This is a genomic window from Halorussus marinus, from assembly GCF_004765795.1.
GTDB lineage: Archaea > Halobacteriota > Halobacteria > Halobacteriales > Haladaptataceae > Halorussus > Halorussus marinus.
This window is the reverse complement of sequence record NZ_SBIV01000003.1, coordinates 80,717-105,821: the sequence shown is the minus strand read 5'-3', so window position 1 is coordinate 105,821 and position 25,105 is coordinate 80,717. Positions and strand designations below refer to the sequence as shown.

Annotated in this window: 28 protein-coding genes; 11 read left to right on the top strand and 17 right to left on the bottom strand. The window is 68.2% G+C overall.

Annotation, left to right across the window (positions count from 1 at the left end; all coding sequences use genetic code 11):
- The first annotated feature begins 146 nt into the window (after window positions 1-146).
- Window positions 147-770 (top strand): methyltransferase domain-containing protein, encoded by a 624-nt coding sequence (locus EPY72_RS07330; RefSeq protein ID WP_134668412.1) that lies wholly within the window; start codon window positions 147-149, stop codon window positions 768-770.
- 213 nt (window positions 771-983) lie between these two features.
- On the opposite strand, the gene EPY72_RS07325 is transcribed toward EPY72_RS07330, so the two are convergent.
- Together EPY72_RS07325 and EPY72_RS07320 are read right to left on the bottom strand one after the other, a co-directional pair.
- Entirely contained in the window at window positions 984-1,445 is a 462-nt protein-coding gene (locus EPY72_RS07325) for a type IV pilin domain-containing protein (RefSeq protein ID WP_134668410.1), read from the bottom strand.
- 27 nt (window positions 1,446-1,472) lie between these two features.
- Window positions 1,473-2,726 carry a DUF7094 domain-containing protein gene (locus tag EPY72_RS07320; protein WP_135806008.1) on the bottom strand — a complete coding sequence of 418 codons (1,254 nt, stop codon included), beginning with the start codon at window positions 2,724-2,726 and terminating at the stop codon, window positions 1,473-1,475.
- Window positions 2,727-2,880: 154 nt separating this feature from the next.
- On the opposite strand from EPY72_RS07320, the gene EPY72_RS19295 reads away from it, so the two are divergent.
- The 4 genes from EPY72_RS19295 (at window position 2,881) to EPY72_RS07300 (ending at window position 6,860) form a co-directional block, all read left to right on the top strand.
- Entirely contained in the window at window positions 2,881-4,011 is a 1,131-nt protein-coding gene (locus EPY72_RS19295) for a helix-turn-helix transcriptional regulator (protein ID WP_168216008.1), read from the top strand.
- 69 nt (window positions 4,012-4,080) lie between these two features.
- Window positions 4,081-4,872: an electron transfer flavoprotein subunit beta/FixA family protein gene (locus tag EPY72_RS07310; RefSeq protein WP_135806007.1), complete on the top strand. Its 792-nt coding sequence runs from the start codon at window positions 4,081-4,083 to the stop codon at window positions 4,870-4,872.
- The gene (locus EPY72_RS07305; RefSeq protein ID WP_135806006.1) at window positions 4,869-5,819 is read left to right on the top strand and encodes an electron transfer flavoprotein subunit alpha/FixB family protein; all 951 of its coding nucleotides are present in this window, start codon (window positions 4,869-4,871) and stop codon (window positions 5,817-5,819) included. Before EPY72_RS07310 ends, EPY72_RS07305 begins: the two co-directional genes overlap by 4 nt.
- 198 nt (window positions 5,820-6,017) lie before the next feature.
- Window positions 6,018-6,860 (top strand): polyprenyl synthetase family protein, encoded by an 843-nt coding sequence (locus EPY72_RS07300; RefSeq protein ID WP_134668401.1) that lies wholly within the window; start codon window positions 6,018-6,020, stop codon window positions 6,858-6,860.
- Here EPY72_RS07300 and EPY72_RS07295 read toward each other — a convergent pair.
- Together EPY72_RS07295 and EPY72_RS07290 are read right to left on the bottom strand one after the other, a co-directional pair.
- Window positions 6,857-7,948 carry a DUF373 family protein gene (locus EPY72_RS07295; protein ID WP_134668399.1) on the bottom strand — a complete coding sequence of 364 codons (1,092 nt, stop codon included), beginning with the start codon at window positions 7,946-7,948 and terminating at the stop codon, window positions 6,857-6,859. The genes EPY72_RS07300 and EPY72_RS07295 overlap by 4 nt on opposite strands.
- Window positions 7,949-8,060: 112 nt before the next feature.
- Window positions 8,061-9,377 (bottom strand): tRNA(Ile)(2)-agmatinylcytidine synthase, encoded by a 1,317-nt coding sequence (locus EPY72_RS07290; protein ID WP_135806005.1) that lies wholly within the window; start codon window positions 9,375-9,377, stop codon window positions 8,061-8,063.
- Between the two features lie 149 nt (window positions 9,378-9,526).
- On the opposite strand from EPY72_RS07290, the gene EPY72_RS07285 reads away from it, so the two are divergent.
- A complete protein-coding gene (locus EPY72_RS07285; RefSeq protein WP_134668396.1) occupies window positions 9,527-10,486 on the top strand; it encodes a transcriptional regulator in 960 nt (319 codons plus the stop codon).
- A gap of 39 nt (window positions 10,487-10,525) precedes the next feature.
- Here the strand turns inward: EPY72_RS07285 and EPY72_RS07280 are convergent, their stop codons facing one another.
- From EPY72_RS07280 to EPY72_RS07250, 7 genes are all read right to left on the bottom strand, one after another.
- On the bottom strand, window positions 10,526-11,350 hold the full coding sequence (locus tag EPY72_RS07280) for a formate/nitrite transporter family protein (RefSeq protein WP_210423508.1): 825 nt from the start codon (window positions 11,348-11,350) through the stop codon (window positions 10,526-10,528).
- A 169-nt stretch (window positions 11,351-11,519) separates the two neighbouring features.
- Window positions 11,520-11,777 (bottom strand): glutathione S-transferase N-terminal domain-containing protein, encoded by a 258-nt coding sequence (locus EPY72_RS07275; RefSeq protein WP_135806004.1) that lies wholly within the window; start codon window positions 11,775-11,777, stop codon window positions 11,520-11,522.
- 75 nt (window positions 11,778-11,852) lie between these two features.
- On the bottom strand, window positions 11,853-13,289 hold the full coding sequence (locus EPY72_RS07270; protein ID WP_135806003.1) for an arylsulfotransferase family protein: 1,437 nt from the start codon (window positions 13,287-13,289) through the stop codon (window positions 11,853-11,855).
- A gap of 184 nt (window positions 13,290-13,473) precedes the next feature.
- Window positions 13,474-14,943: an NCS2 family permease gene (locus EPY72_RS07265; RefSeq protein WP_135806002.1), complete on the bottom strand. Its 1,470-nt coding sequence runs from the start codon at window positions 14,941-14,943 to the stop codon at window positions 13,474-13,476.
- Window positions 14,944-15,055: 112 nt separating this feature from the next.
- Complete coding sequence (locus EPY72_RS07260; RefSeq protein ID WP_134668388.1) at window positions 15,056-15,772, bottom strand: phosphoribosyltransferase family protein; 717 nt, start codon at window positions 15,770-15,772, stop codon at window positions 15,056-15,058.
- An 82-nt stretch (window positions 15,773-15,854) separates the two neighbouring features.
- A complete protein-coding gene (pyrE, locus tag EPY72_RS07255) occupies window positions 15,855-16,376 on the bottom strand; it encodes an orotate phosphoribosyltransferase (RefSeq protein ID WP_134668387.1) in 522 nt (173 codons plus the stop codon).
- Window positions 16,377-16,875: 499 nt separating this feature from the next.
- On the bottom strand, window positions 16,876-17,421 hold the full coding sequence (locus EPY72_RS07250) for a CDP-2,3-bis-(O-geranylgeranyl)-sn-glycerol synthase (RefSeq protein ID WP_135806001.1): 546 nt from the start codon (window positions 17,419-17,421) through the stop codon (window positions 16,876-16,878).
- A 101-nt stretch (window positions 17,422-17,522) separates the two neighbouring features.
- On the opposite strand from EPY72_RS07250, the gene EPY72_RS19290 reads away from it, so the two are divergent.
- Both EPY72_RS19290 and EPY72_RS19285 read left to right on the top strand, forming a co-directional pair.
- Window positions 17,523-17,726 carry a hypothetical protein gene (locus tag EPY72_RS19290; protein ID WP_168216007.1) on the top strand — a complete coding sequence of 68 codons (204 nt, stop codon included), beginning with the start codon at window positions 17,523-17,525 and terminating at the stop codon, window positions 17,724-17,726.
- A gap of 62 nt (window positions 17,727-17,788) precedes the next feature.
- Entirely contained in the window at window positions 17,789-18,310 is a 522-nt protein-coding gene (locus EPY72_RS19285; protein WP_168216006.1) for a metal-dependent hydrolase, read from the top strand.
- Between the two features lie 28 nt (window positions 18,311-18,338).
- On the opposite strand, the gene EPY72_RS07240 is transcribed toward EPY72_RS19285, so the two are convergent.
- Window positions 18,339-18,902, bottom strand: a complete 564-nt coding sequence (locus EPY72_RS07240) for a hypothetical protein (protein WP_135805999.1) — start codon at window positions 18,900-18,902, stop codon at window positions 18,339-18,341.
- 11 nt (window positions 18,903-18,913) lie between these two features.
- A complete protein-coding gene (locus EPY72_RS07235; RefSeq protein ID WP_134668379.1) occupies window positions 18,914-19,273 on the bottom strand; it encodes a hypothetical protein in 360 nt (119 codons plus the stop codon).
- 369 nt (window positions 19,274-19,642) lie between these two features.
- Here EPY72_RS07235 and EPY72_RS07230 point away from each other — a divergent pair, with 369 nt between their 5' ends.
- A complete protein-coding gene (locus tag EPY72_RS07230) occupies window positions 19,643-20,479 on the top strand; it encodes a proline dehydrogenase family protein (RefSeq protein ID WP_135805998.1) in 837 nt (278 codons plus the stop codon).
- Window positions 20,480-20,546: 67 nt separating this feature from the next.
- Window positions 20,547-21,158, top strand: a complete 612-nt coding sequence (locus tag EPY72_RS07225; RefSeq protein ID WP_134668376.1) for a DUF502 domain-containing protein — start codon at window positions 20,547-20,549, stop codon at window positions 21,156-21,158.
- A gap of 42 nt (window positions 21,159-21,200) precedes the next feature.
- Here the strand turns inward: EPY72_RS07225 and EPY72_RS07220 are convergent, their stop codons facing one another.
- The 3 genes from EPY72_RS07220 to EPY72_RS07210 form a co-directional block, all read right to left on the bottom strand.
- Window positions 21,201-22,136, bottom strand: coding sequence for a branched-chain amino acid transaminase (locus EPY72_RS07220; protein WP_134668374.1), 936 nt, complete (start codon window positions 22,134-22,136; stop codon window positions 21,201-21,203).
- Between the two features lie 65 nt (window positions 22,137-22,201).
- Entirely contained in the window at window positions 22,202-22,858 is a 657-nt protein-coding gene (gene ribB, locus EPY72_RS07215; RefSeq protein WP_134668372.1) for a 3,4-dihydroxy-2-butanone-4-phosphate synthase, read from the bottom strand.
- Window positions 22,855-23,562, bottom strand: coding sequence for a DUF120 domain-containing protein (locus tag EPY72_RS07210; RefSeq protein ID WP_135805997.1), 708 nt, complete (start codon window positions 23,560-23,562; stop codon window positions 22,855-22,857). The genes ribB and EPY72_RS07210 overlap by 4 nt, the downstream gene beginning before the upstream one ends.
- Before the next feature lie 171 nt (window positions 23,563-23,733).
- Here EPY72_RS07210 and EPY72_RS07205 point away from each other — a divergent pair, with 171 nt between their 5' ends.
- Entirely contained in the window at window positions 23,734-24,096 is a 363-nt protein-coding gene (locus EPY72_RS07205; RefSeq protein WP_134668368.1) for a cupin domain-containing protein, read from the top strand.
- Window position 24,097: 1 nt separating this feature from the next.
- On the opposite strand, the gene twy1 is transcribed toward EPY72_RS07205, so the two are convergent.
- Window positions 24,098-25,075, bottom strand: coding sequence for a 4-demethylwyosine synthase TYW1 (gene twy1, locus EPY72_RS07200; RefSeq protein WP_134668366.1), 978 nt, complete (start codon window positions 25,073-25,075; stop codon window positions 24,098-24,100).
- Window positions 25,076-25,105: the final 30 nt, after the last annotated feature.

Below are 25,105 nucleotides of genomic sequence, written 5' to 3'. Positions count from 1 at the left end.
CGAACGCGGGGTCCTCGGAGCCGGCCGCCCCGTCGGTCGGGTGTGCGATCACGAGCGCGTTCCGCGGGAAGCGCCGGCGTGCGCTCGTCGGTTTCACCCGCGCGAAATGGCAGGATTATTTGTCGAGCGGCACAAAAATAGTGCCAATGGGTATCCTCGAAGACAAGAGCCGGGCGCGGCTGTTCTACAAGTACCTCTCGAAGGTGTACGACAGCGTCAACCCGTTCATCTGGAACGAGGAGATGCGTGCCGAGGCGCTGGCGATGCTCGACATCGAGGCCGACGACCGGGTCCTCGACGTGGGCTGTGGCACCGGCTTCGGCACCGAGGGACTGCTCGAACACACAGAGAACGTCCACGGGCTCGACCAGAGCGTCCACCAGATGGAGAAGGCGTGGGACAAGTTCGGCAAGCACGACCCGGTGAGCTTCTACCGAGGCGACGCCGAGCGGCTCCCGTTCCGCGACGACAGCTTCGACGTGGTGTGGTCGTCGGGCTCGATCGAGTACTGGCCCAACCCGGTGCTCGCACTGCGGGACATCCGCCGAGTCGCAAAGCCCGGCGGACAGGTGCTCGTGGTCGGGCCGAACTACCCGGAATCGACGGTGATGCAGAAGGTCGCCGACGCGATCATGCTGTTCTACGACCGCGAGGAGGCCGATCGGATGTTCCGCGATGCGGGGTACGTCGACATCGAGCACCGCGAGATGGGGCCCTCGTACGATCCCGACGTCGCGATCACCACCGTCGCTCGCGTCCCCGAAGAGTAGGTCAGCGATCGACCGGAGCGACCGGAGATGCGAGCGAACGCAGTAGGGGAGCGTCGTTTTTGATCCAGCTTTTTGCGAGGAGCGGCGTCCGCGGCGAGCACCGCGAGCGAGGACGCTCGACGAAGTAAAAAGGTGGTCGAGCACCGCGAGATGGGGCCCTCGTACGATCCCGACGTCGCGATCGCCACCGTCGCTCGCGTCCCCGAAGAGGAGCTACGCCCTCGCCGACGCCTCCGCGACGACTACACCTTCGACGAGGAATTCGACCGCGACGCGTTCGCCGGGCGCTATCGTCGGCGCGTTCGTCCCGGCGATTCGGAGGCTCGCACGCTCGCCGACCGACCACCGGGGGTCGGCGGCGGGGTTGAACGGGCCGGTCGGCCCGGAGACGAACCCGCGCGCCGAGAAGAACGGGACCGGCGGCTGGCGGTCGAGGGGGTCGCCGTCGATCAGAATCCGGACGGACAGCGCTCGCACGTCGAGGGCCTCGCCAGCGCGGTGAACGAGCGCGAGCCGGTCGGCGCCCGCGTCGACGCGTAGATCGACGGCCGCCGTCGGTCGGTCGGTCGGGAGCGTGGTCCCGAGCGCCGCGGTCCCGACGGCGGCGGCGAGGACGACCGTCACGACGAGCAGGCAGACGACGCCCAAGACGGGGGAGACGGCGCGGGGGGACACGCCGCCAACTGGTCCCGGCTTCCGCCTTCAACCTTCGGCCGAGCGGATGTCGACCGGTGTCGCGGTCACGTTGACCGTCGTCCCGTCGTGGGTCGCGCTCACGCGGAACTGCTCGTCTGGCCCGAGCGTCCACAGGACGCCGTCTGAGCCCGTAGCCCCGACGGGTTCGCCGTCGACTGTGATCGTCCCGTCGAGGGGCGCGCCGGTCTCGTTCGCGAGATGTGCCCGAAGCGGACCGCCGGGGTAGGTGCGGTTGACGGTGAGCGTGACGTTCTCCGTGCCGAACGCGTTCGCGGCGGTGTTCCGGACGCCCGGTCCCGGCGGAAGGGTCCGCTGGCCTTCGAGGTGCTTGTACTGGATCTCCTTGAATATCTCACCCGTCCCGGCGTCGAGCGAGGCCGTGAAGTTGCCGTGGTTGTGGTTCACGGTCACGTCGTAGACGTCGGTCGGACTGTACTGGGAACTGCTCCCGCCGGCGGTGTTGTTCCGGACCCAGGGGTACTGGTCGAGGACGAGGTTGAACGCCCGTCCGACGGTCAGCGACTCGGTCGTCCCCGAGTCGCGCCGGTCGGGGCGGGCGATCTCACGGACGTATTCGCCGTCGCGAATCGCCGAGAGCGCGACGCCGCGTCCGGCCGTGCTGACGTGGACGCGGATCGGATCGCGCGTCCCCCGGAGTGACTTCGAGATCCGGTCTCGGACCGGCCCTTCGACGAGCATGAGCCGCACCTGCACCGACGTGTCGACGTTCAGCATTCCGAAGTCGGGGAGCTTCTGTGCCCGCGTCTGGAGTTCCCGTACGGTGTGGCGGACGTGCTCGGCTTCGGCGTCGATGCGACCGAGCGTCCGGAGGTACGCCGTGGCCGACAGCGATCCGTTCGAGAACGCCTCGGTCGCGCGCTGTTCGGCCGACCGTAGTGAGATGACGTGATTCTCTATCCGATACCGGTACCGCGTCAGGATCTGTTTCCGCCGGCGGTCGCTTCCGGCCGCGGCCAGTTTCTCGTCGAGCGCTCCGACGCTGAGCGCCGTCTCGGCGCTCGCCCGATCGGCCGCGAGCGCGCGTCCGAGCGACACCGACGTCGAGTCGAACGCCGTCCGATCGGGGTCGGCGCCGAGCGTCAGCACCGCGGTCGTGTTCTCGTTCGTCGCCGGTCGGACCACGTCGGTCGCCCCGACGCGGTCGTCGGCGGCCGAGGCCAGCGGCGCGGCCGCCTGCACCGCCGCCGCGCCCGGAGAGAGGGCCAGCAGTAACGCCAGCATAACGGGGGTGACTCGCATCTCGTTCGCATCTCGCCCGCCCACCATTAAAATACGCACGAAAGTATGAACTCCGCCGGGACGCCATCAGAGCGCCCGAGACGTTTCACGGAGCGCGCTGACGTTTTATCTCCGGATAGAAAGTATTTTCTTGTCGGCGTGTTCACGCGACTGTATGCGGTGGTTCGCCGCCCTCCTCGTCGCCCTCCTCGCCCTCGGTCCCGTCGCCGGAGCCGCCGCTGGCGTCGGCCAGTCGACCGACGAGCTGACCGCGACGCCCCTACAGCAGAGCGAGACCGCGACGGAGACCAACGAAACCCGCGACGAAACGATCATGCGCGTCTCCCTCCGCGAGACCGGGGACGCCGACTGGACGGTAACGACGCAATTCGCCCTCCGGGACGAGAACGAGACGGCGGCGTTCCGACAGCTCGCCGAGAAGTACGAGAGCGGTGAGACGGACGTCGGGGTCACCAGCGAGACGTTCGAACGCATCGGGTCCCGCGCCGCCCCCGACCGAAAGATGGCGATCCGCGACGCGAGTCGGTCCGCGAGGCTCCTCGAGAACGGGACGGTCGGCCGGCTCACGCTGTCGTTCACCTGGACGAACTTCTCGCGAGTCGAAGACAGAGTCGTCGTCGTCGACGACGCGTTCAGAACGCCGTCCGGAACCTGGCTCCCGGAGCTGACCCGCGACCAGTCGCTGGTCATCGACGGCCCCGACAGCTACGTGGTGCGGAACACGCCCCCGAACAAGGGCGTCTCGAACGTCAACGAACTCCACTACGAGGGCCCCGAGTCGTTCGAGCCGGGCGAGATCGAGGTCTCCTACGAGCCCCGGAACCCGGCCTCGACGACCCCCGGATCGCCGGGCGGCGGCTTGCCCGACGTCGGGAGCCTCTCGGGAGTCGTCTTGCTGTTGTTGGTGCTGGCCGGCGGGACCGGCGCATACGCGTGGACTCGCCGCGAGGACGCTCCCGACCTGTCGGAGGCCGACATCGCCGACGCCGCGTCGGACGAGCCGTCCGAAGACGCTACTACGGGCGGCGCGACCGCCGAGGAGACCGACAGCGACGACGAGGCCGAGCCCGATCCGGAACTGTTGAGCGACGAGGAGCGAGTCCTCCGACTGCTCGAGGAGAACGACGGCCGGATGAAGCAGGCCGACATCGTCAAGGAGACCAACTGGTCGAACGCCAAAGTCTCCCAGTTGCTCTCGAAGATGGCGGACAACGGCGACGTGGACAAGCTCCGGATCGGCCGCGAGAACCTCATCACCCTCCCGGACGAGGACGTGACCGAGTAGCTCGGAAACTACCGGCATCGCGTCGTGCGTTTCGAAAGCGTTTACCTCCGTGCCAGAGACACATCTATTATGAAGGTCCTGGTGACAGTGAAAGAGGTCGCGGAAGTCGCCGACGACTTCGAGATTGCGGGGACCGAGGTAGACGAACGCTACCTCGAGTACGACCTGAACGAGTGGGACGATTACGCGGTCGAGGAGGCCGTCCAACTGAAAGAGGACGGTCCGGCCGACGAGGTCGTGACGGTCACTATCGGGCCCGAGCGGGCCGACGAAACCATCCGGATGGCGCTGGCGAAGGGCGCGGACCGCGCCGTCCGAGTGTGGGACGACGCGCTCGAAGACGTCGACCTGCTCGACGTCGAGACGAAGACCAACATGCTCGCCGCCGTCGTCGAGGAGGAAGACCCCGATCTCGTCCTCTCCGGCGTGCAGGCTGGCGACGACGCGTTCGGCGCGACCGGCGTCTCGCTGGCCGACCACCTCGGCTTCCAGTGGGGCGCGGTCGTCAACGCCCTCGACTACGACCACGAGGCGGGCGTCGCACACGTCCACCGCGAACTGGAGGGCGGCGTCGAGGAGCTCACCGACATCGAGCTCCCCGCGGTGCTCACCATCCAGACCGGGATCAACGAGCCCCGGTACGCCAGCCTCCGGGGCATCCGGCAGGCCCAGAGCAAGGAGATCGCGCCAAAGACCCTCAACGACGTCGGGCTCGATGCCGACGCCGTCGAGAGCGATCTCACCCTCACCTCGATGTACGAGCCCGAGAGCGAGAGCGACGCCGAGCTCTTCGAGGGCGACGCCGGCGAGACCGCCGGGCGACTGGCTGAAGTCCTCCGCGAGAAGGGGGTGGCAGAATGAGCGACGTGCTGGCCGTCGCCGAGCACCGCCGCGGCGACCTCCGGGACGTGAGCTACGAGCTCGTGACCGCGGGACGGGAGCTGGCCGACGCGACCGGCGGCGACCTCCACGTCGCGGTCATCAGCGGCGACACCGAAAAGTTCGCGGACGAGCTGAACCGCGAAGGCGTCGACTTCATCCACACCGTCTCGGAGGGCGAGGAGTTCAACCACGACGTCTACGCCCAAGCCGTCGAGGCGCTCCACGCCGAACTCGACCCCGAAGTGCTGGTGATGGCAAACAGCGTCAACGGGCTCGACTTCGCCCCCGCAGTCGCTAACCGACTCGACCTCTCGCTGGCGACCGACGCGGTCGGCTTCGAGTACGACGACGGGCTCGAAGTCACCCGCGAGATGTACGGCTCGAAGGTCGAGACGACCGTCGAGGTCGGCGGCGACCGGACGGCGGTCACTATCCGCGGCGTGGAGTGGCCCGCCGCAGACGGCGTCGGCGACGCCGAGGTGGCCGAGTTCGACGTCGACATCGACACCGACGCCGGCTCGACGGTGACCGGCTTCGAGGAGGTCGGCGGCGGCGACGTCGACATCAGCGAGGCCGACTTCATCGTCTCGATCGGCCGAGGCATCGAGGAGGAGGAGAACCTCGATCTCATCCGCGATCTCGTCGAGGCGACCGACGCGACGCTGTCGTCGTCGCGACCGATCGTCGACAACGGCTGGCTCCCCAAGAACCGGCAGGTCGGCCAGTCGGGGAAGGTCGTCACCCCCGACGTCTACCTCGCCATCGGCATCTCCGGGGCGGTCCAGCACGTCGCCGGGATGAAGGGCTCGGACACGATCATCGCGGTCAACACCGACCCGAACGCCCCCATCTTCGACATCGCCGACTACGGCGTCGTCGGCGACCTGTTCGAGGTCGTGCCCGAACTCATCGAGGAGTTCGAGTAACGCCTCCAGACCGATCCGGGGAGGATCGATCGCCGGCCGCTCGGGACATTCGCGGCCGGGATTTTGATCGAGCGTTCCGCGCCGAGCGGTGTCCGCAGCGAGCAACGCGACCGAGAGCGAAAGCGGGTGCGGAGCGACCGTCACGGAACCGCTCCGCTATCGTCACGTACTTGTTTTGCCGGTCCTGAGTCCCGGCCGATGGATTATCCCGAGTCCCGGCGGGCGCTGGTCGAGGAGCGCCTCGAAGCGGTCCTCGACCGGGTCGAGCCGACGGAGCTCTCAGAGGAGGTCCGCCACGTCGCGCTGTCGGGGGGCAAGCGCGTCCGGCCGACCGTCACCGTGCTGTCCTGCGAGGCCGCCGGCGGGGTCGCCGAGGCCGCGGTCGACTTCGCGGTGGGCGTCGAACTGGTCCACGACGCGTCGCTCGTGGTCGACGACATCATCGACCGGTCGGACACCCGCCGGGGCACCGCGAGCGCGTGGGCCGAGTTCGGGTACGCGCCGGCGATCATCGCGAGCGACGGGCTCATCGGCGAGGCGTTCGAACTGTTTTCGTCCGATCCCCGAGCGACCGTCGCGGTCGCGGACGCGATGGTCGAACTCGGCGAGGGCGAGGCGACCGAACTGGTCGCCCGGCCGACCGACCGAGAGGGGTACATGGAACTCGCCCGCCGGAAGACCGGCGCGCTGTTCCGGGCGGCCGCCGAACTGGGGGCGCTTGCGGCCGACGCCGACCCCGTGACCGTCGAGGCGTTCGGCGAGTACGCCGAGCGAGTCGGCGTGGCGTTCCAGATCCGCGACGACGTGCTCGACGCGACCGCCGACGCCGAGGAACTCGGGAAGCCGACCGGAACCGACGCCGAGATGGGCCGGCCGTCGATCGTGCAGGTGACCGACCTCGACGCCGCGGCGGCCAACGACCTCGCTCGCGAGCAGTCCGAGTCCGCGCTGGCCGCCCTCGACCGGGCCGAGACCCCCGACGAGACCGCGACCGGCTACCTCGAAGACCTCGCGTCGTTCGTCGTGACCCGCGAGCGCTAGCCGACCTGTTCTGCCCGCCGCGACTGGCGGGATTCGGCGACCGCGAACGCGAGCGTGCTCGAGAGGCCGAGTAACGTGCCGACAGTGAGCATCCCCGCCAGATACGTCAGCGGGACGCGCCCGAGGAAGTAGGCGCTGACCGCGTGGAGCACCGCGGCGATCGCGACGACGTAGAACGGGGCGTTGAGGTAGCGCCACCGGAAGCGGTCGGCGAGATACTCGTCGGTGATCTGACCGAGACTGGTGGTGATTCCGGCGGCGGTGAACCACGTCACGGCCCCGTAGACCAGCGACGCGAGCACGCGTATCGGTCCGACCGGGGCGTCGCTCCCGGCCTTCACCGATTCGAGCATCTCGACCCCGCGGACCCCGCCGATGACCAGCAGGGCGGTCGCGACCACGTAGGTGATGAGCGTCACGCGGCCCGCGTACAGCCCGGTGCGGGCTTTCTCGGCCGCCCGGTCGAGCAGACGCTCGACGCCCAGCCCCCGGCCGAGGACGTAGAGCCCGAGCAGTCCCGAGGTCATGCCGAACACCGCCGCGCCGGGCAACCCCTGCCAGTCGGAGATGACCGCAAGCGGGTAGATTAGCAACAGGATGCCAAGCGGGACGAGGACGGTCCCGCGGGTCTCGGGGTCGTCGAGCACCTGCTTCATGGTGTAGTACATCGATTCGAGGTCCTGGGCCTGCCGGACCACCACGCGCCGGACGCCGTCGACCGGCACCCGAGATCGGACGACCGGGATCACGCTCTCGTCTTGGGCGCCGTCGGTAACGATGACCGCCCGGACCTCCTCGCTGGTCGAGAGCCCGGCAAGCACCTCGTCGACCTCCTCGCCGACCGCCCGATTCGCGGCGACGTCGCTCCCGTCGACGCCGGTCACGACCGCCACCTCGACCGTCTCGTCGTCGATGCGGTCGGCGAGGTGGACGCCCTCGAACATGACGTTCACGTCGCTGTCCTCGGGGTCGGAGGTCGCGAGCGCCACGGCGGCGCGCTCGACGTCGTCCCGACCGACGACCGGGGTGTCGAAGTCGGTCTTCCGGCCGAGGTCGTCGTCGAGGTCCACACACAGGACCAGCAGCATTAGCCGGGCGTACGGGTGCGGGGTTTAACTCTTTTCGGGACGCCGCCGCGAGGTCGGAATGACGGCCGGTGGTCGACGCCGATCGAAATCCCCGGACGTCGGCCCGTCGCGGTCACCGCTCGGGGTGAGTCGGTGCGTCGAACCCGCCCCTGACCAGCGGCCGGGCGATGTGTCGGCGGGCCTCGGGAGGCACCTCGTACCACCCGAGTTCGATCTCCCGGTCGACCGCCCGTTCGATCTTGCCGTCGGCGGTCGTCGCGCAGTCTCGACACCGGTAGCCCTGTCCCGCTCCGGCGCTCTCCATCGACCGGCCACAGTCCGGGCAGTCCGGAGTGGCGAGTTCCGTCCGGTTCAGCGACCGCACCGCGAACTTCTCCAGTTTGAGGGTGTCCTCGGACGCCTCGCCGCAGGCCGTGATTCGGTCGCCGGCCCGGAGCGCGCGGACCCGGTCGCGAAACCGCTTGGTCGGTTCGAAGGCGGCGCAGTCGAGGCGCGACTCGCCGTCCTCGATCGCGAAGAAGACGTGGCCGCCCCGCCTCGTCTCCGGGTCGTCGACGACGGTCCCGGTCGTCCGGTACGAGCGGCCGTTCGCGGCGGCCGAGAGCGGGGCGTCTCGGAGGTGGGCGTCGGTGCCCTGATTCGTGACGAACACCGCCCGGCGTTCGACGGGCTCGCTCTCGATCGCCTCGGCGACCTCGCGGACGGCGTCGGGGTCGTCGCCGCGGATCCCGTGGAGGATCGGGCCGGGCGTGTGGGGGACACAGACCAGTTCGCCCGTCTCGCGGTCGACGGTGTCCCAGACGACGGGGTAGGCATCGTCGGCGGCTTCGAACACCGAGTCGGCGTCGACCTCCCGGGGCGTTCCCCACCGGTTGCGCTCCCGATAGGTGATACATTCGTAAGTCCACTCGCCCCCCGGGCCGTCGGCGGCGTTCGAGCCGTCGCGGTCGACGCCGTTCGCGTCCGGCGCGGGGCCCAGCCCCGCCCACGCGCCGACCGCGGCCAGCGCGCCGATCTTCCCGCGACCGACCTTCCAGCCGGCGTGGCGGTAGCCCGCGGCGTCGAGTTCGGCCTCAGCCGCCTCGACGTCGAGCCGCTCGCGAACCGCGCGGCGGGCGAACGCGGCGACCGAATCGGGCACCGCCCCGGGGTCGCCGGGCGCGACGACCAGCCCGGGGTTCGTCCGTGGATCGTCGGTCGCGGCCGCCTCGGCGACCGCCTCGCGGGCGACCTCGAAGGCGTCGTCGGGGTCGGCGTCGGTGTGGATCGCCAGCGCCGCGTTGCCCCGAGTTTTGTGCTCGACAGCGGGGTTCAGCCGGACGAGGAGCCGTCGCTCGGCGCCGACCCGCTCGGCTACCCGGGCGGCGAGGTAGGTCGTACACATCCCGAGTTCCCGAGAGTCGGTGTCGTCGATGCCGATGACCGTCACTGTCGGCGGTAGGGGCGTGTCGGACTAACGGCTTTCGGAGCCGTCCGTCTTCCAATATGAATGTACCGCCGTGGCGGCGTCCAATCGCAAGCAGCGGTCGGGATACGTTCGACACAACGCATATATAGGGGAATCACTTACATGCGGATATGTCCCGGTCTGCACTGGTCGGGAACGTGACTGCGATGCTGGAGGACGCGGGGTTCTCCGTGAGCGACCGGTGCGCGATTCGACCGAAGAGTTTCGACGTGGCCGCAAGGCGCGGCCGCGACCTGTTGTTACTGAAAGTGCTGGCGAACGTCGACGCGCTCGACGGCGCGACCGGTGTGGAGATGCGTCGGCTCGGGGAGTACCTCGACGCGACGCCGCTCGTCGTCGGTCTACGGACTCGCGACGAGGACCTCGAACCGGGCGTCGTCTACTTTCGCCACGGCGTCCCCGTGTTCAGTCCCGACACCGCGATGGAGCTTTTCGTCGAGGGACTGGCGCCGCTGGTCTACGCCGCGCCCGGCGGCCTCTACGTCAACATCGACGGCGACGTGCTCCGCGACGAGCGCGAGGAGCGCGGCTGGAGCCTCGGCCAGCTCGCCTCCGAGCTCGGGGTCTCTCGGCGCACCGTCTCGAAGTACGAGGACGGGATGAACGCGAGCGTCGAGGTCGCGTTCGAGCTCGAAGAGATGTTCGAGGGAGACCTCACCAGCCCGGTCGAGGTGCTCGACGGTGCCGAGGAGGTCCGCGACGGCGACCCCACGCCCGAGGACCCCCAGCCAGAGAGCGACGACGAGCGCATCGTCACGGTGTTGACCCGGGCGGGCTTCGAGGTCCACCCCACGGTTCGGGCGCCGTTCAAGACCGTCAGCGAGGACGAGGACAGCGACGAGAACGTCCTCACGGGCCACTCGGCGTTCACCAAGGCCGCCGAGAAGCGCGCCCGGATCATGTCCTCGATCGGCGAGGTCGCCCACACCCGATCGGTCTACTTCGTCGACGAGGCCAACCGCGAGAACGTCGACGGCACCGGGCTCGTCGAGCGCGACGAACTGGAGGAGATCGACGATCCCGACGAACTGCGAAAGCTGATCCGCGAGCGCGCCGAGGAACCGGCCTGAGCGCCCGGGACAGATCGTTCTCCGGGTCCGGGCGAGCACTCAGCCCCCGCCCCGTACGACGTGACCGTACTTCAACAGCGCGACGAACACGCCCCCGCCGATCGCGTTGCCCGCGGTCGCGAGCGCGAGGAACGTCGCGTAATCGGTCACCGATACCCCCGAGGAGACGAACACGCCGAACAGCACCTCCACGTTGCCCGCGATCGAGTGCGGGAGGTGGAGGAGCCCGATCGAGGCCGTGACGAGCCAGACGACCGCGAGTCGGCTGATCGTCTCCTGTGCGGCGGTGAGCAGCCACGCGAGCAGTCCCATCAGCCAGCCCGCGAGGATCCCGGCGACGAACAGCCAGCCGGGGTCGTGATCGACGAGCTTGTGCGCGATCGTTTCGAACGCCTCGGGCGAGGCGACCCCGAGGTTGGGCATCAGCGTGACCAGCAGGCCGGCGAACACCGCCCCGCCGACGATATTGCCCGCGTACACCAGCCCCCAGAGCCGCCCCAGTCCCGCGAGCGACGCCCGCCCGTCGACGACGGGGAGCACCGCCAGCGTCGTGTGCTCGGTGAACAGCTCCGAGCGACCGATGATGACGAAAATGAAGCCGACGGCGTAGGCGCTCGCCACCAGCAGTTCCGTCCCGAGGTCGCCGTACCCTCCGGTCGAGAGAGTGAGAATCACCGCCATCAGCACCGGCCCGAAGCCGATGTCGAGGCCCGCAGAGAAGCCAGACAGCAAAAGCCCGTTTCGCTCGCGGCGAATCTCGTGGAGCCCGCTCTCGATGAGCGAGTCCAGAATGTCCGGCGATGGCGTCTGCTCGGTCGTCGACTCCTCGGAGTCGCCCTCGGTCGTCGTTTCGGCGTCTCCCACGCTACTCCCCCCGAACCCCGATCGTCTCTATCGTGCGTTCCCAGCGTTCCACCACGGTCGGACGCACTGGCGGGAGCCACGTAGCCTTTGTTGCCACTCCGCGGAGTGCAGAGGTCAGAAAGCGCGTTCGGACTGCCGGCGGATCGCGCCCGGACCGATCCGGGGGTCCTCAGGCCGCCTGATCGCCGTACGTCTCCTCGAGGTACTCGACGATGTCGTCGCTCTCGGCCATTCCTTCGACGCCGTGCTCCTCGTCGACCAGCACGGGGACGCCCGTCTGGCCGCTGACCGCCTCGACCTCGGTGCGCTCGGAGTGCGACGAGGCCACCATGTGAGACTCGTAGTCGAGACCGAGCTCGTCGAGCTTCTCTTTGACCTTCGCGCAGTACGGACAGCCTTCGAGTTCGTACAGTTCGAGGTTCGTCATGTGGGCGCGTAGTCGCTTGCGAGCAAAGAACGTGATGGTGTCGGAAGGTCGTGACGCGACCGTCGGCTCGCCGGACTACCGCCCTCCCAACTCCGACACCCGCCTCAGGGCGTTCGAGAGGCCGGTCCGGAGCCGACGGCGCTGGTAGATCGCCTCGCCCGCGCCCCACGCGACCAGCGCGATTCCGGCGGCGATCGCCGCGAGGAACTCCCAGCCGGTCATCCACACCGGCCGGATCCACGGCGTGACGTGAGCCCACGTCCGGGCGACGGAGGTGGCCTGGGCCTCGACCGGCGTCCCCCCGAACGTCTCGTCGATCCAGAAGGCGACGCCCTCGCTGTCGCCGACCGAGAGGCTGCTACCGCTCAGGTCGTAGCTTCCGGAGGCGTTCAGCTCCCGCATCGTCGGCCCGCCGGGTTCGTCGCCGAGGTGGACGCGCTCGGCGTCGTAGGGCGCCCACGGCGCGTGGAACTCCCAGACCACGTCGCCCTCGGGGGTCATCTCGAACACGCGCTGGTTCATCGTGTCCACGACCAGCGTGTCACCGTCGGGGAGTCGGTCTGCGTCCCGGGGCCAGCTCAGCCCGTCGGTGCCGACGCTCCACGTCCGGGTCCACTCGCCGTCCGAGGACGCCGACGCGCTCGAACCGTTCGCACCGCGGGCGTCCCGGGCGTACTCGACGATCCGGTCGTTCTCGCTGTCGGCGACCAGAATCGTTGGCGTCCCGTCCTCGCCTTCGAGGTACTGGGGATTGTGCTGTTCGTACAGCGTGTCGTGGTCGTCGTCGCTCCCGAGTCGCGCGTCGATCTCGTTGGTCGAGCGGTTCACCACGATCACCTGATCGAAGTTCCGGGGGGAGGCCAGATACTCGCCGTCGCCGATCTTGTCGACGTCGTTGACGTGGGTCCAGTCGTTCGACGAGCCCCCGACCGACTCGGGGTAGTGGTCGTCGAAGTGCCACTCCCAGACGATCTCGTCGGCGGCGGTGTCGTAGACGAACAGGCGGTCGTCTTTCCCGGCCTCGCGCATGTTCGCGACCAGCAGTCGGTCGCCGTTGATCAGATCGACGTCGTGGGTGTCCTGAATGGGGAGGCGTTCGGTCCAGATCCGCTCTTGGGTGTCGGGGTCGAGTTCGTACACCAGCGTCTCGTCGGCGGCGGTCGCGGTCACGAGCAGGTGGCCGTCCTCAAGCGGGTCGACGTCGTAGAACCACGTCGCGTCGAATCCCGAACCGTTGTGGACCCACTCGACGTCGCCGCGGGGGCCGACCGCGACGAGGCGGGCGGGCTTGTTCTCGTTTGCCATCCCCTGGAAGTGAAAGCCCTGAATCGAGATGACGGTCGTGCCGTTCGCGGGCTCTTCGACAGACGCCCGGAGGTTTCCGGGGTCCTCGTCGGTCAGGACGTACGTGGCGCCGGAGATCGCGGCGGGCGCGAGGAGCGCGGCCGCCACCAGCGCCACCGCGATCCGGACGAGCCACCGCCGCGAGCGCGAGACGGAGCCGAGGTTCATACCGGCCGTGACGACGCGGTGCCCGTTAAATGTACGTCAGACTGAGAGTCAGTCCTCACGGCTCGGCCTCGCCGGCGGACGCTCGTCGCGATCGAGGCGACGGCCGCCGAACCCCGCCGTACTCGTCGACCGGCGTGTCCCGCCGGGATAAGCGGCCGCGAACGAGAACGAGTCGAGCGTCGCGTCAGACGCTACCGGCGAGGAGCCCGCTCGTGCGCACGAAGAAGTAGAGGACGAACGCCGCGGCGAGCGCCCAGTGGCCGGGGCGAGTGTCGTCGAGTTCGCCGGCCGCGAGCTTCACGATCGGGTACGAGATGATCCCCGCGGCGATGCCGTAGGCGATGGAGAAGGTAAACGGCATCACGAGGATGGTGAGCGCGGCCGGGATGGTGTAGGTGATGTCGTCCCACGCGATCTCGGCGACGTTCGAGAGCATGATGACTCCCACCACGACGAGCACGAGGTGCGAGGCGTAGGAGGGGACCGCGACCGCGAGGGGCACGACCGCGAGCGAGGCCAGAAACAGCAGTGCGACCACGAGCGCGGTCATGCCGGTTCGACCGCCCTCCTCGACGCCGGTCGCCGACTCGATGTAGGTCGTGACGGTCGAGGTCCCGAGCATGCCGCCGACCGTGGTGCCGACCGCGTCGGCCATCAGGGGCTTGTCCATCTCGGGGAGGTTGCCGTCGTCGTCGAGGAAGCCCGCGGCCTGCGAGACGCCGGTGAGCGTCCCCGCGGTGTCGAAGAAGTCCACGAAAAAGAAGGTGAAGACGATGAGCGCGAACGAGAACGCCTCGATGTTCTGGAGCCCGGAGACGAACGCGCCGGCGAGCGGCGCGATGTTGTAGCTCGCGGCGTCGTAGGTGACGGGTGCGTTCGGCGCGAGCGCGACGTCGACGAGGGTAACGCCCATCTCCGCGAGCGCGTCGGCGTCGGCCGGGTACGCCGAGTAGCCCAGCCACGCGACGGCGTAGCCGAGCACCGACGTGAAGACGATGCCCGAGACGATCGAGCCCCGAACGCCCCGGGCGTAGAGCGCGAGCGTGACGAACAGGCCGACCACCGAGACGATCGCGACCGGATCGGAGGCGAACACCGGATTGAACGTCAGGAACGTCGCGGCGTCGCCCGCCACCACCCGCATCTCCTCCAGTCCGATGATGGCGAGAAAGAGCCCGATGCCCGCACCGACCGCGAGTTTGACCGGTTCGGGAAAGAGCCGGATGATGTACTCGCGGGCGCCGACCGCGGTGAGCGCGATGAAGACGACGCCCTCGACCACGACGGCCGCGAGCGCGGTCTGCCAGTCGATCCCGAGCCCGAGCACCACCGTGAACGCGAAGAAGGCGTTGAGCCCGAGCCCCGGCGCCTGCGCGAACGGCCGCTTGGCGTACAGCGCCATCACGAGCGTCGCGGCCGCGGCCGCGATGATGGTCACGACCGCGAGCATCTGGAACGTCCGGTCGGGGCCGACGCCATCGATCTGAATGGCGGCCGCGAGGATGTCCGGGTTGACCACCACGATGTAGCTCATCGACAGGAACGTGGTCAGCCCCGCGAGGATCTCCGTCCGGAGGTCGGTTCCGTGCTCCTCGAAGTCGAAGTACTCCGCCAGCGCACCCGACGACTCGTCGGCAGCGTCGTTAGCTCCCATAATGCACGAGTGAGCATACTCCCGACGCGTTATTTAACCGTTACCATAGAGAAACCCCACATATACACAAATATGGATATCACGCGACCCGCGAACGGCGCCGGGGTCGGCGTCAGGCCTCGTACGTCGTCAGCGCGCCGACCGGAGCGGCGGTCCGGCCCTCGGCGCGTTCGAGTCCCTCGTCGCCGACGGCGATGAGCGTGAACACGCCGCCGACGCTCGCGTCCGCGCGCTCGGCGATGTCGAGCAACAGTTCTTGGGTCTCGCCCGACCGGATCAGGTCGTCGACGACCAGCACGGTGTCGCCGGCGTCGATGGCCGAGGCGGGCAGGTAGTACGTGAGTTCGATCCCCGACTGGAGGCGCTGGCGGGACTCGATGAACTCCTCGACGGCGGTCTCCTTTGACTTTTTCGCGTAGGCGACCCGGGCGCCGAAGTAGTCGGCCATCGCCGCCCCGAGGGTGATGCCGTCGGTGGCGGCGGTCAGCACCACGTCGGGGCGGTCGAACCCGAACGCCTCGGCGGCGACCGGCGCGACCAGATCGAGAAACGACTGGTCGAACACGACCGCGGAGTTGTCGACGTACCCCTCGCCGTCGACCCGGACGCGGGCCTCGAGTTCGGCCGCCAGTTCGTCGCGGCCGACGCCGCCGACGATCTCCTCGGCCCGGTCGAGACTCGGCAGGACGTGGCCGTTGACGTAGCGGTTCAGATCGCCGGCCGGGAGGTCGGTCACCGCCGCGAGTTCGTCGTACGTTCGCGTCTCCTTCAGCATCCGAAGCACGGCGACCGCCCGCAACTGGAGGTTCGCCTTCTCTGCGCGGTTCATACCCCGCCACACTCATCCCACGAACTTGAATACCTCGAAGTGATTCCAGCAGAGATAGACCAGAGGTGCGTAATCGACCAACTCACTCCGCGTCGAGCAGTTCCGAGGCGGTGAGCAGCGATTCGAGTTCGACGTCGTACTCCGCGAGGTTCTCGGTTGCGCCCTCCTCGCGGTCCACGACGACGACGACCCGGTCGACGGTCGCTCCCGCCTCGCGGAGCGCCTCGACGGCGTCGGCCGCGCTCTGGCCGGTGGTGGCGATGTCTTCGAGGACGACGACCTCCTCGCCCTCGTCGAGTCGGCCCTCGATGAGGTTGGCCGTGCCGTACTCCTTTTGCTGTTTGCGGGCGATGACGTAGGGGTTGCCGGTCTCGACGCTGGTGACCGCGACCAGCGGCACCGCCCCGAGCGCGACGCCCGCGAGCTTCGTCTCCCCGACGCGCTCGGCGAACGCCTCGGCGACGAGTTCGAGACACCGCGGGTCGGTCTCGAACAGGTACTTGTCGACGTAGTAGTCGCTGGTCCCGCCGTGAGAGAGTTCGAACTCGCCGTACTTGACCGCCTCGGCCTCCCTGAGCGCCGCGATGAGTTCCTCGTTGGCCATCGGAGAGTAGTGGGGGCGGCGGGCGTGAAAAAATGTGCCCTTTGCGTCGGCTCCGCTCGAACGAGGGTACCGAACGGACCGACAGCGAACGCGAAGGCGATGACTCGGAGGATGCGTTTCGGAGCCATCGGCGTGCCCCGAGTTGGTCCCGGCTTCGGTTATAAATCTACGGAGCGAATCTAAGTCAGACCGGATCGCTCGGCCGAGCGTTTCAGTTGGGGATGACCCACGCTACCGCGAGCGAGAAGCGAAGTTGTTCGAAAGCCATCGCCTTTCGTGATGCCGAGAGAGCGTCGCTCTCTCGGACCGCGACGCGCGAGCGGACCAAGGAACCGTCGAAGGAACACCCGAGCGAAGCGAGGGTGTGACTGAGGCGGTGACGCCGTGTCTGCGTGAACGGAGTGAACGCAGGCTCGGGAGAGCGAAGCTCTCCCGGTGTTTTTGATCGAGCGTTTGGGAGGGCGCGGCGCTCGTGGCGCGCCCGCAGTAAAAGGTCGTCTTACCACGGCTCGTTTTTCAGCCCGAGGGCGTACGCGACGGCGTTCGTCCCGACGTGCAACAGGGGCGTCGCGACGACCACGACCGCCAACACCGGGAGCGTGAACACCGCGCCGAACCACGCGGGCGCGGCGACGAACGCGAACAGTAGCGAGAACACCACGAAATCGAGCTGGTCGAGCCCGGGGAACGCCGCGCCGCGCTCACGACCCGTCCGGCGCTTCAGGAAGGAGGCGGCGATGTCCCCCGCCATCGCACCGGCCGGCAGGGCGACCGCGACCGCGGCGGGGAAGGTCGGGAAATCGACGCCGACAGCCGCCGACGCCGCCGGTGCGAGCGCCGAGAGCGCGACCGCCAGCGCCGCGCCCGCCGCGACGCCGACCGCCGTCCCCCGCCACGTCTTCCCGTCGCCGAGGAGTCGCCGGTCGCCCCACGTCCGACCGCCGTCGATGGGGCGGCCGCCGCCCGCGAGGACGGCGGCGTTGTTCGGCACGTAGGCGGGGAGCATCGCCCACAGCGCGACCACGATCGTCTCGAAGAGGCTCATGACCGAGTACGCGAACGCCGAGACCTTAAGCGCCGGGAGTTCGGAGCGGTCGACGAGCGGCCGTAGCCCCCTTGCGGACGGAGGTCGTCGCTCTCTGGAAGATGTCCGACGCGATCGAACCCCTCGCGGTGCTCGTGGGGACGACGCTCACCTCGTATGCGGTCTGGAAGCTGGCGTTCGGCCCGTTCGAGGGGCCGCTCCCGGGGCGAGTCCTGCCTCTGTTCGTGCTCGGGACGGCGCTGATCGCGGGCCTCGGGCTTGGGGCGTGGGGGCTCGACCGACTCGACCTCTTGGGCCGACCGTGAGCCCGGCGGATCGCCAGACGGCGATAACTGTTAACCGCCTCAGGGCAGTACCAAAATCCGGTATGTATCCCGCGGGTCACTACGGCGTCGCGATGCTGTTCGCGGTCCCGATCCCGTTCGTCCTCGGTCGGAAACCGGGCACCGTCGTCTCGGCGTTCGTCTTGGTGGTCGCTCTCCTCCCGGATCTTGACAACCACCTCCCGTACGTCACCCATCACGGCGTGACCCACACGTTCCTGTTCGCGGCGGTCGCGGGCGTCGGCGGCGGCGTGCTGGCGGCCGGCGCGTTCGTCGCGTGCGTCCGGGTCGCGGGCGAACCGCGGTCGGTGAGGCTCACCGCGAACGCCGTCTTCGTCTGGGCGGCCATCGGGCTGTTCGTGGGGACATCGAGCCACGTCGTCGCCGACGTGCTCGTGTTGCTACCGGGAACACAGCCGGTCAGTCCGTTCTGGCCGGTCTTCGAGCGAAAGCTCCGCGTGGAGGTGTTCGATCTGGGGGCGCCGATCCGGAATCTCGTCTTTTTGATCGGGGGGCTCGCGGCCCAGACGGTCACACACCACCGGGTCGGCGCGCGCGACGCCTGATCGCCGACGACCGAGAGGGTCGATCGGGCTACTCGGTCGATTCGGTCGTCGCGGTCTCGAGAGCGGTCGTTTCGGTGCCGGTGGTCTCGTCGCCCGTCGTCTGGTTTCCGTTCGCCGTCGCGTCCGACTGGATCGGCGAGAACTCCACCCCGACCAGCCCGACCTCGCCGGCGTCGTCGAAGAGGAGGTCGCCGTCGAGCACTCCCTCGTCGACGTCGACGGCTTCGATACCGGTACTGAACTCGTAGGCTTCGCCCTCCTGCAGGCCGGCTTCCTGCGGGACGAACAGCATCGCGTACGCACCGGAAGACCAGTCGTAGTTGATGACGCGGGTGTCGTACTGCGTCCCGTCGAACTCGCTCTCGATGGGCGCCCACCCGAGTGAGTCGGACGCGACGGTGAACCGCGCGCCGCCCGAGAACTGGCTGTTGAGCATCACTCCCACACCGCCGGCGTCGTCCTGAGCCGCGACGCTCCCGAATCCGGAGAAGCCGAGCGCGACACTTCCCGACGCGACCGCACCGGCCTTCAGGAACGTTCGACGCGTCGATTCACTCACTATCGGATCGAGCGTGGTGTCGTTGTCTGTCATGGTTGAGTCGTCTACGCGGGATTGAACGTCACGTTCACGAAGTTCACGGTGCCGTCGTCGGCCTGATCTTCGATGTCCGCCCAGTCGCCACCGAGCGTGTACCGCTGGCCCTCCGAGACCTCCGCGTCCTCGTACGGGAACAGGAACGCGAACTGGTTGGCCGCGCCGACGTACTGGACGATCCGGGTGTTGAACGCGGTCCCGAACTGTCCCTCGCCGGCTCCTTCGGGCGCCCAGTCCAATGCGGGCGTCACCACGACGAACTGAGCGTCCGGCTGGAACTGATTGTTGAACATGTACCCTTCGCCACCGGCACCGACGTCTTGGAGCGCTGTGTCGCTTGACTCGGACGAGATGCTGTTTTCTTGCATGGGTCTGTGTCGCGATCGCTGGTCGGGTGCGATCCGACTGCGGTTATACCCGGTTGGACGGAAAACGTCGTTGGCCGTTGCAACTGTAAGATCCGGCTTAAATGGCGAAATTCGGCTTTACTCGAGTATGCGACGCTCGCGGCGGCGATCCGAAGCGGTCTCGGCGGTCCCAGCGTAACGTGACCGTTCGAGCACGGTTTCGGCGCGTAATCAGAGTTGACAACAGCAAACGGCCCCTTTCGGCGTCGGATAGCTTCGGTCTGTCCGAACCGAAGCCGGAGCGTTTTGCCGGGAGAAACGATCTGAGACGGTCGTCGACGGGGCTTCGAATGCCCATCGTATAAGTCAAGTGGGTACTAAGCCCCAATAATGATCCCGCCAATCGCGAGCAAGTTCGTGGCAGGCGAGACCCCCGCCGAGGCGCTCGACCACACCCGAGAGCTCAACGACCGAAACGTCAAGGTCATCCTGAATCTGCTCGGGGAACATTACCACGACCGCGGACCCGCCGACGAGGACGCCGAGGCGTACCTCCGGCTGTTGGAGGGAATCGACGGGTCGGGCCTCGGCGCCTGCGTCTCGGTCAAACCCTCCCAGATCGGGCTCGACGCGGGGACGCAGGTGTTCCGCGAGAACGTCGAGCGCATCGTCGACCACGCCGCCGAACGGGACCTGTTCGTCTGGATCGACATGGAGGACCACACCACGACCGACGCGACCCTCGACGTCTACGAGGAGCTCGCGCGCAAACACGAGGGCGGGGTCGGAGTCTGCATTCAGGCGAACCTGCACCGGACCGCCGACGACCTCGAACGACTCGCGGACGTGCCGGGGAAGGTTCGGCTCGTCAAGGGCGCATACGACGAGCCCGAGTCGGTCGCGCTCACCGAGAAGTCGGCGGTCGACGCGGCCTACGAGGAGTACCTCGAGTACATGTTCGAGCACTTCGAGGGCGGGATCGCGGTCGGGAGCCACGATCCGGCGATGATCTCGCTGGCGAAAGACCTCCACGACGAGTACGGCACCGACTTCGAGATCCAGATGCTGATGGGCGTCCGCGAGGACGCCCAGTACGACCTCGCCGAGGAGTACGAGGTCTACCAGTACGTCCCGTACGGCGGCAAGTGGCTGTCGTACTTCTACCGGCGCGTGATGGAGCGCAAGGAGAACCTCCTGTTCGCGGCCCGGGCGATCATCGGCGGGTGAACTCCGCGATCGGGCGGGCTCGCGATAGCATCTAGTTTATAATCCTGGGGTCGGATGTTGCCTACAAATGTCCTCGTGGAAACGCGACATCGCCAGCGGTCTCATCGTTCTCGCGCCCATCATGGTCACGACCTACATCGTCGCGTGGCTCTATCTCAAGATCGCCGGCCTCCCGTTCCTCCAGGACATGACCCCCGAGTCGTTGCGCGTGTTGACCGTCCTGATCGTGTTCAGCCTGCTCGTGTTGAGCGTCGGCTACATGATGCGGACCGCCGTCGGCTCGCTCGTCGAGGGGATCATCGACGGCGTGATGAACCGAGTCCCCGGCCTCCGGGTCATCTACAACGCCTCGAAGATGGCGGCCGAGACCGCGTTCTCGGACACGACCGATCTGCAGGCCCCGGTCAAACTCGAGACGTGGAACGGGATGCGGATGACCGCGTTCAAGACGGGCAAGACCACCGACGACGGCCGCGAGATGCTGTTTTTGCCGACCGCGCCGAACATCACCACCGGGTTCGTGGTCGAGGTCGAGCCCAGCCGCTTCGAGGAGACCGACGAGAGCGTCGAGGACGCGCTCACCCGGGTCCTGAGCGCGGGGTTCGGCGAGACAAGCGAGTCGGGCATCCCCATCGACGTCGAGGACGAGAAGACCGCCGAATCGCCGCCCTCGCGGTGAGCGAGCGATCGAACTCGCTCGACTACGCGTCGACGGCGACGACTACTCGCCGACGTAGCTGAACCACTCGTCGTGGTCGTCGGTGCGCCGTTCGACGAGGTCGAAGAAGGCGGTCTGGAGCTCCTCGGTCACCGGGCCCCGACTGCCGTCGCCGATCTCGACGTTGTCGACCCGCCGAATCGGCGTGACCTCCGCGGCCGACCCGGTGAAGAACAGCTCGTCGGCGGTGTTGAGTTCGCCCCGCGAGATCGTCGCCTGATCGTGGACGGTGTAGCCCCGCTCCTCGGCCAGCGTGATGACGGTGTCGCGGGTGATGCCGTCGAGGATGCTCTCGGCGAGCCCGGGGGTGAATATCTCGCCGTCACGAACCATGAACAGGTTCTCGCCCGGCCCCTCCGCGACGTCGCCCTCCTTGTTGAGCACGATCGCCTCGGCGAAGCCGTTCCGGCGGGCCTCCTCGCCCGCGAGCATGCTGTTGACGTACAGGCCGGTGGTCTTGGCGTTGGTCGGGATCTGGCTGGAGGCATGCTTGCGCCACGACGAAACCATCACCTCGACGCCGTTTTCGAGGGCGTCCTCGCCGAGGTAGGTGCCCCACGGCCACGCCGCGATCGCGGTCCGAGTCGGGTTGTCGCCGGGGCTGACACCGAGGCTGTCGTAGCCGTAGAAGACGATCGGGCGGATGTAACACGAGCCGAGGTCCTGCTCGCGGACGAGCCGCTCGGTCGCCTCGGTCAGCTCCTCGCGATCGTAGCCGATGTCGAGGTCGTAGGGCTTACACGAGTTGTACAGCCGGTCGAGGTGTTCCTCCCACCGGAAGATCGCGGTGCCGTTCTCGGTCTCGTAGGCGCGAACGCCCTCGAAGACGCCGGTTCCGTAGTGCAGTGCGTGCGTGAGGACGTGGATCTGTGCGTCCTCCCAGTCGACGAACTCTCCGTCCATCCAGATCGTGTCCACGTCCATCTCGTCGAAGCTCATACGTCCCGACGAACGCACGCCTCCGTAATGAGTGTTGACGGTTCGCACCGCGAATCGACGCGGGCTCAGTCGACGTAGCCGACGATGTCCGACCCCTCCAGATACGGGAAGCCGTACCGGTCGGCGTACGCCCGGGCGTCGGCCGGCGAGAGCGCCCCGCCGGTCTCGTCGTCGAGCATCTCACAGACCACGACCGCGGGCTCGCGGTCCGCGGCGGCGGCCAGCGCGATTCCCAGTTCGGTGTGGCCCTCGCGGTCGGCCAGCAGGTCCGGGGCCGCCCGCAGGACGTTGACGTGACCCGGCGCGCGGAACTCGGCGGCGAAGTCGGTGCCGTCGGGATCGGCGGCCGCCGCGGCGAGTTCGGCGATGGTTCTCGCGCGGTCCTCGTCGGTGATCCCGGTGTAGGTGTCCCGGTGGTTCACCGGCAACGAGAACGACGACCGCTCGTCGTAGCCCAGATCGTGGCTCGCGCTCGCCGGATGGTCGAGCGCGTCTTCGAGGAACGGCAGGTCGAACGCCTCGGCCACCTCGTCGGCGAGCGCGACGCAGATCAGGCCGCCGGCGTCGTTGCGCAGTCGGGAGACGTCGGCGGGGCCGACCGCGCCCGCCGGGTAGATCAGATCGGTCTCGCCTTCCCGGTCGGCGGCGTCGTGGACGAGCACCGGCGATCCCTCCCGGAACGCCTCGACAGCGGCCTCGACGCCCGCGGCGGCGCGGCTCATGGCCCCTCCTCGATGTGGACGGTGACGTGGTCGCCGTCGTCGAGTCCGAGTTCCTCGCGGAGCTTGTCCGGGGCGATGATCTCGAGTTGGTCGTCCTCGTGGTGGGTGCGTTCGGGCGCGATGGTGTGGGCCTGCTCGTAGGTCTCGCCGTCTCGCGTCTCGACCACGGCGGGGTAGCAGACAGCGGGGCCGTAGGTTCGCTCGTCGTCCTCCCATCCGTCGATGGCCACCGGCTCCATGGCCTCCATCGCCGACCGGGCGCGCACGCTCTCGTCGGTCAGTTCGACGTTGAGGGTGCCGAGGAACGGCTCGTAGCCGAGTCGATCCTCGAACTGAGCCATGTAGCCCGACAGCGAGATGTAGTGGCGGCCCTCGCCCATCCCGCTGGTGACGGTGCCGGTCAGGTCGACGCCGGCGGGCCCCTCGAAGATGCGCCGGTAGTCCTCGTACTCGCGTTTGAGCGCCCACTCGCCGTCCTCGGTGACCGAGACCCACTGGCCGTCGCTGACCATCTCGCGCTCGACCAGCCCGGCCTCGTCGAGCCCCTGGAGCCGACGCGAGGCGGTCTGGTTCGACGCGTCGAGGCGCTCGGCGAGCGCCGAGCACGAGATCTTGACTTCGCCCTCCAGTCCGCCGTCGAGGGCGAGCAGCTTCAGCGCCGCGAGCTCGTCGTAGCCGACTGCACGCGGCTGGGTCGTTGACATAGGTGAAACTCCGGTCGCTCGCGGTTTAAGGATAACGGATGCGGTACGTTTCTCAGAATTGGAACGGAGAGGCGCGCGCCGTCGGACGTGAAATTTGGGTCCGCCACCACGTAGTCGTTTCCCTTCGGGGCCGCCCCCAGAGCTTTCCGGGTCGAGCGCCACCCCTCGCTCATGGAGACGGTGAACCTCGAGGCGGCGTTCGACTCGTTCGACGACCACTGGTCGCCGCGGATCGCGGCCGAACTCAACGGACAGGCGGTCAAGCTCGCCAAGCTCGACGGGGAGTTCGTCTGGCACTCCCACGAGGAGGCCGACGAGCTCTTTCTGGTCCGGACCGGCGAACTCCGGGTCGAGTTCCGCGAGCGCGAGGACGCGGTGCTGGGCGAAGGCGAGTTGCTGGTCGTCCCCGCGGGCGTCGAACACCGACCCGTCGCGCCGTCGGAAGTCGAGGTCCTGCTGTTCGAGCCGACCGAGACGCGAAACACGGGCGACGTCGAGAGCGAGGCGACCGAGGAGGAGCTCGAACGGGTGTGAGTCAGTCGCCGGTGACGGGGTCGCGCGCCCAGAAGTCGCTTTCTTTGTTCAGCTTCGGCACCCACGTCTCGTCGGTCTTCGACAACAGCGCCACCCGCGAGACCGGCACCTCCTTCAGGTAGTCGTGGTCGGGCATGTGGGCCTGAATCTCCTCGGCGAACGCCACGACGTCGTCGTGGTCGAGCATCGACGACCGCGCCACGCGGTCTCGCGACTCGCCGACGTGCATGTAGGATTTGAGCTCCACGAAGTCGGGGTCGGCCCGCCGGTAGAACCCGGCGTACCACTCCGGATGTCGGACGTTCTCCCCGCCCACCAGCGTCGTCCGGAGCACGGTCCGGGTCTCGTCTTTGTCCGCGAGCACGTCCATGGTGTCGACGAGCTTCTCCCACGCGTCGTCTTCCATGGCCTTCACGACTTCGTCGAAGGTGGCCCGTTCCGGGGCGTCGACGCTGACGTACAGCTGGGTGGGGTCACACTCCCGGATGACTTCGGGGCGCGTGCCGTTCGAGACGAGGAAGGTGGTGATGTCGCGGTCGTGGAACGCCTCGATGAGTTCGGGCAGGTAGGGGTAGAGGGTCGGCTCGCCGTCGAGGCTGATCGCGACGTGGCGCGGTTCCATGCTCTGTTCGAACACCTCGCGGGGGACCTCGTCGTTGCCGCCGAACCCCGACAGGAGCTTCTGCTGGAGCTCGATGCTGGCGTCGACGACCGCCTCGGGATCGTCCCACTCGACGTCGCCGAGCTCGTAGGCGTGGCCCGCGTGGTCGCGCCAGCAGAAGACACACCGCTCGTTGCACTTGACGACCGGCGTCATCTGGATACACCGGTGGGACTCGATGCCGTAGAAGATGTTCTTGTAACACTTGCCCTCCCCGCGCAGGGCGTTGGCGGTCCAGCCGCAGGTCTGGGCCGCGGTGTGGTTCTCGCTGTGGTAGTCCGGAGAGTCCACCTGCTTGGGTCCCGACGAGTCGCTCATGGTGGACCGTGGTATGCGGGCGACGCCCAA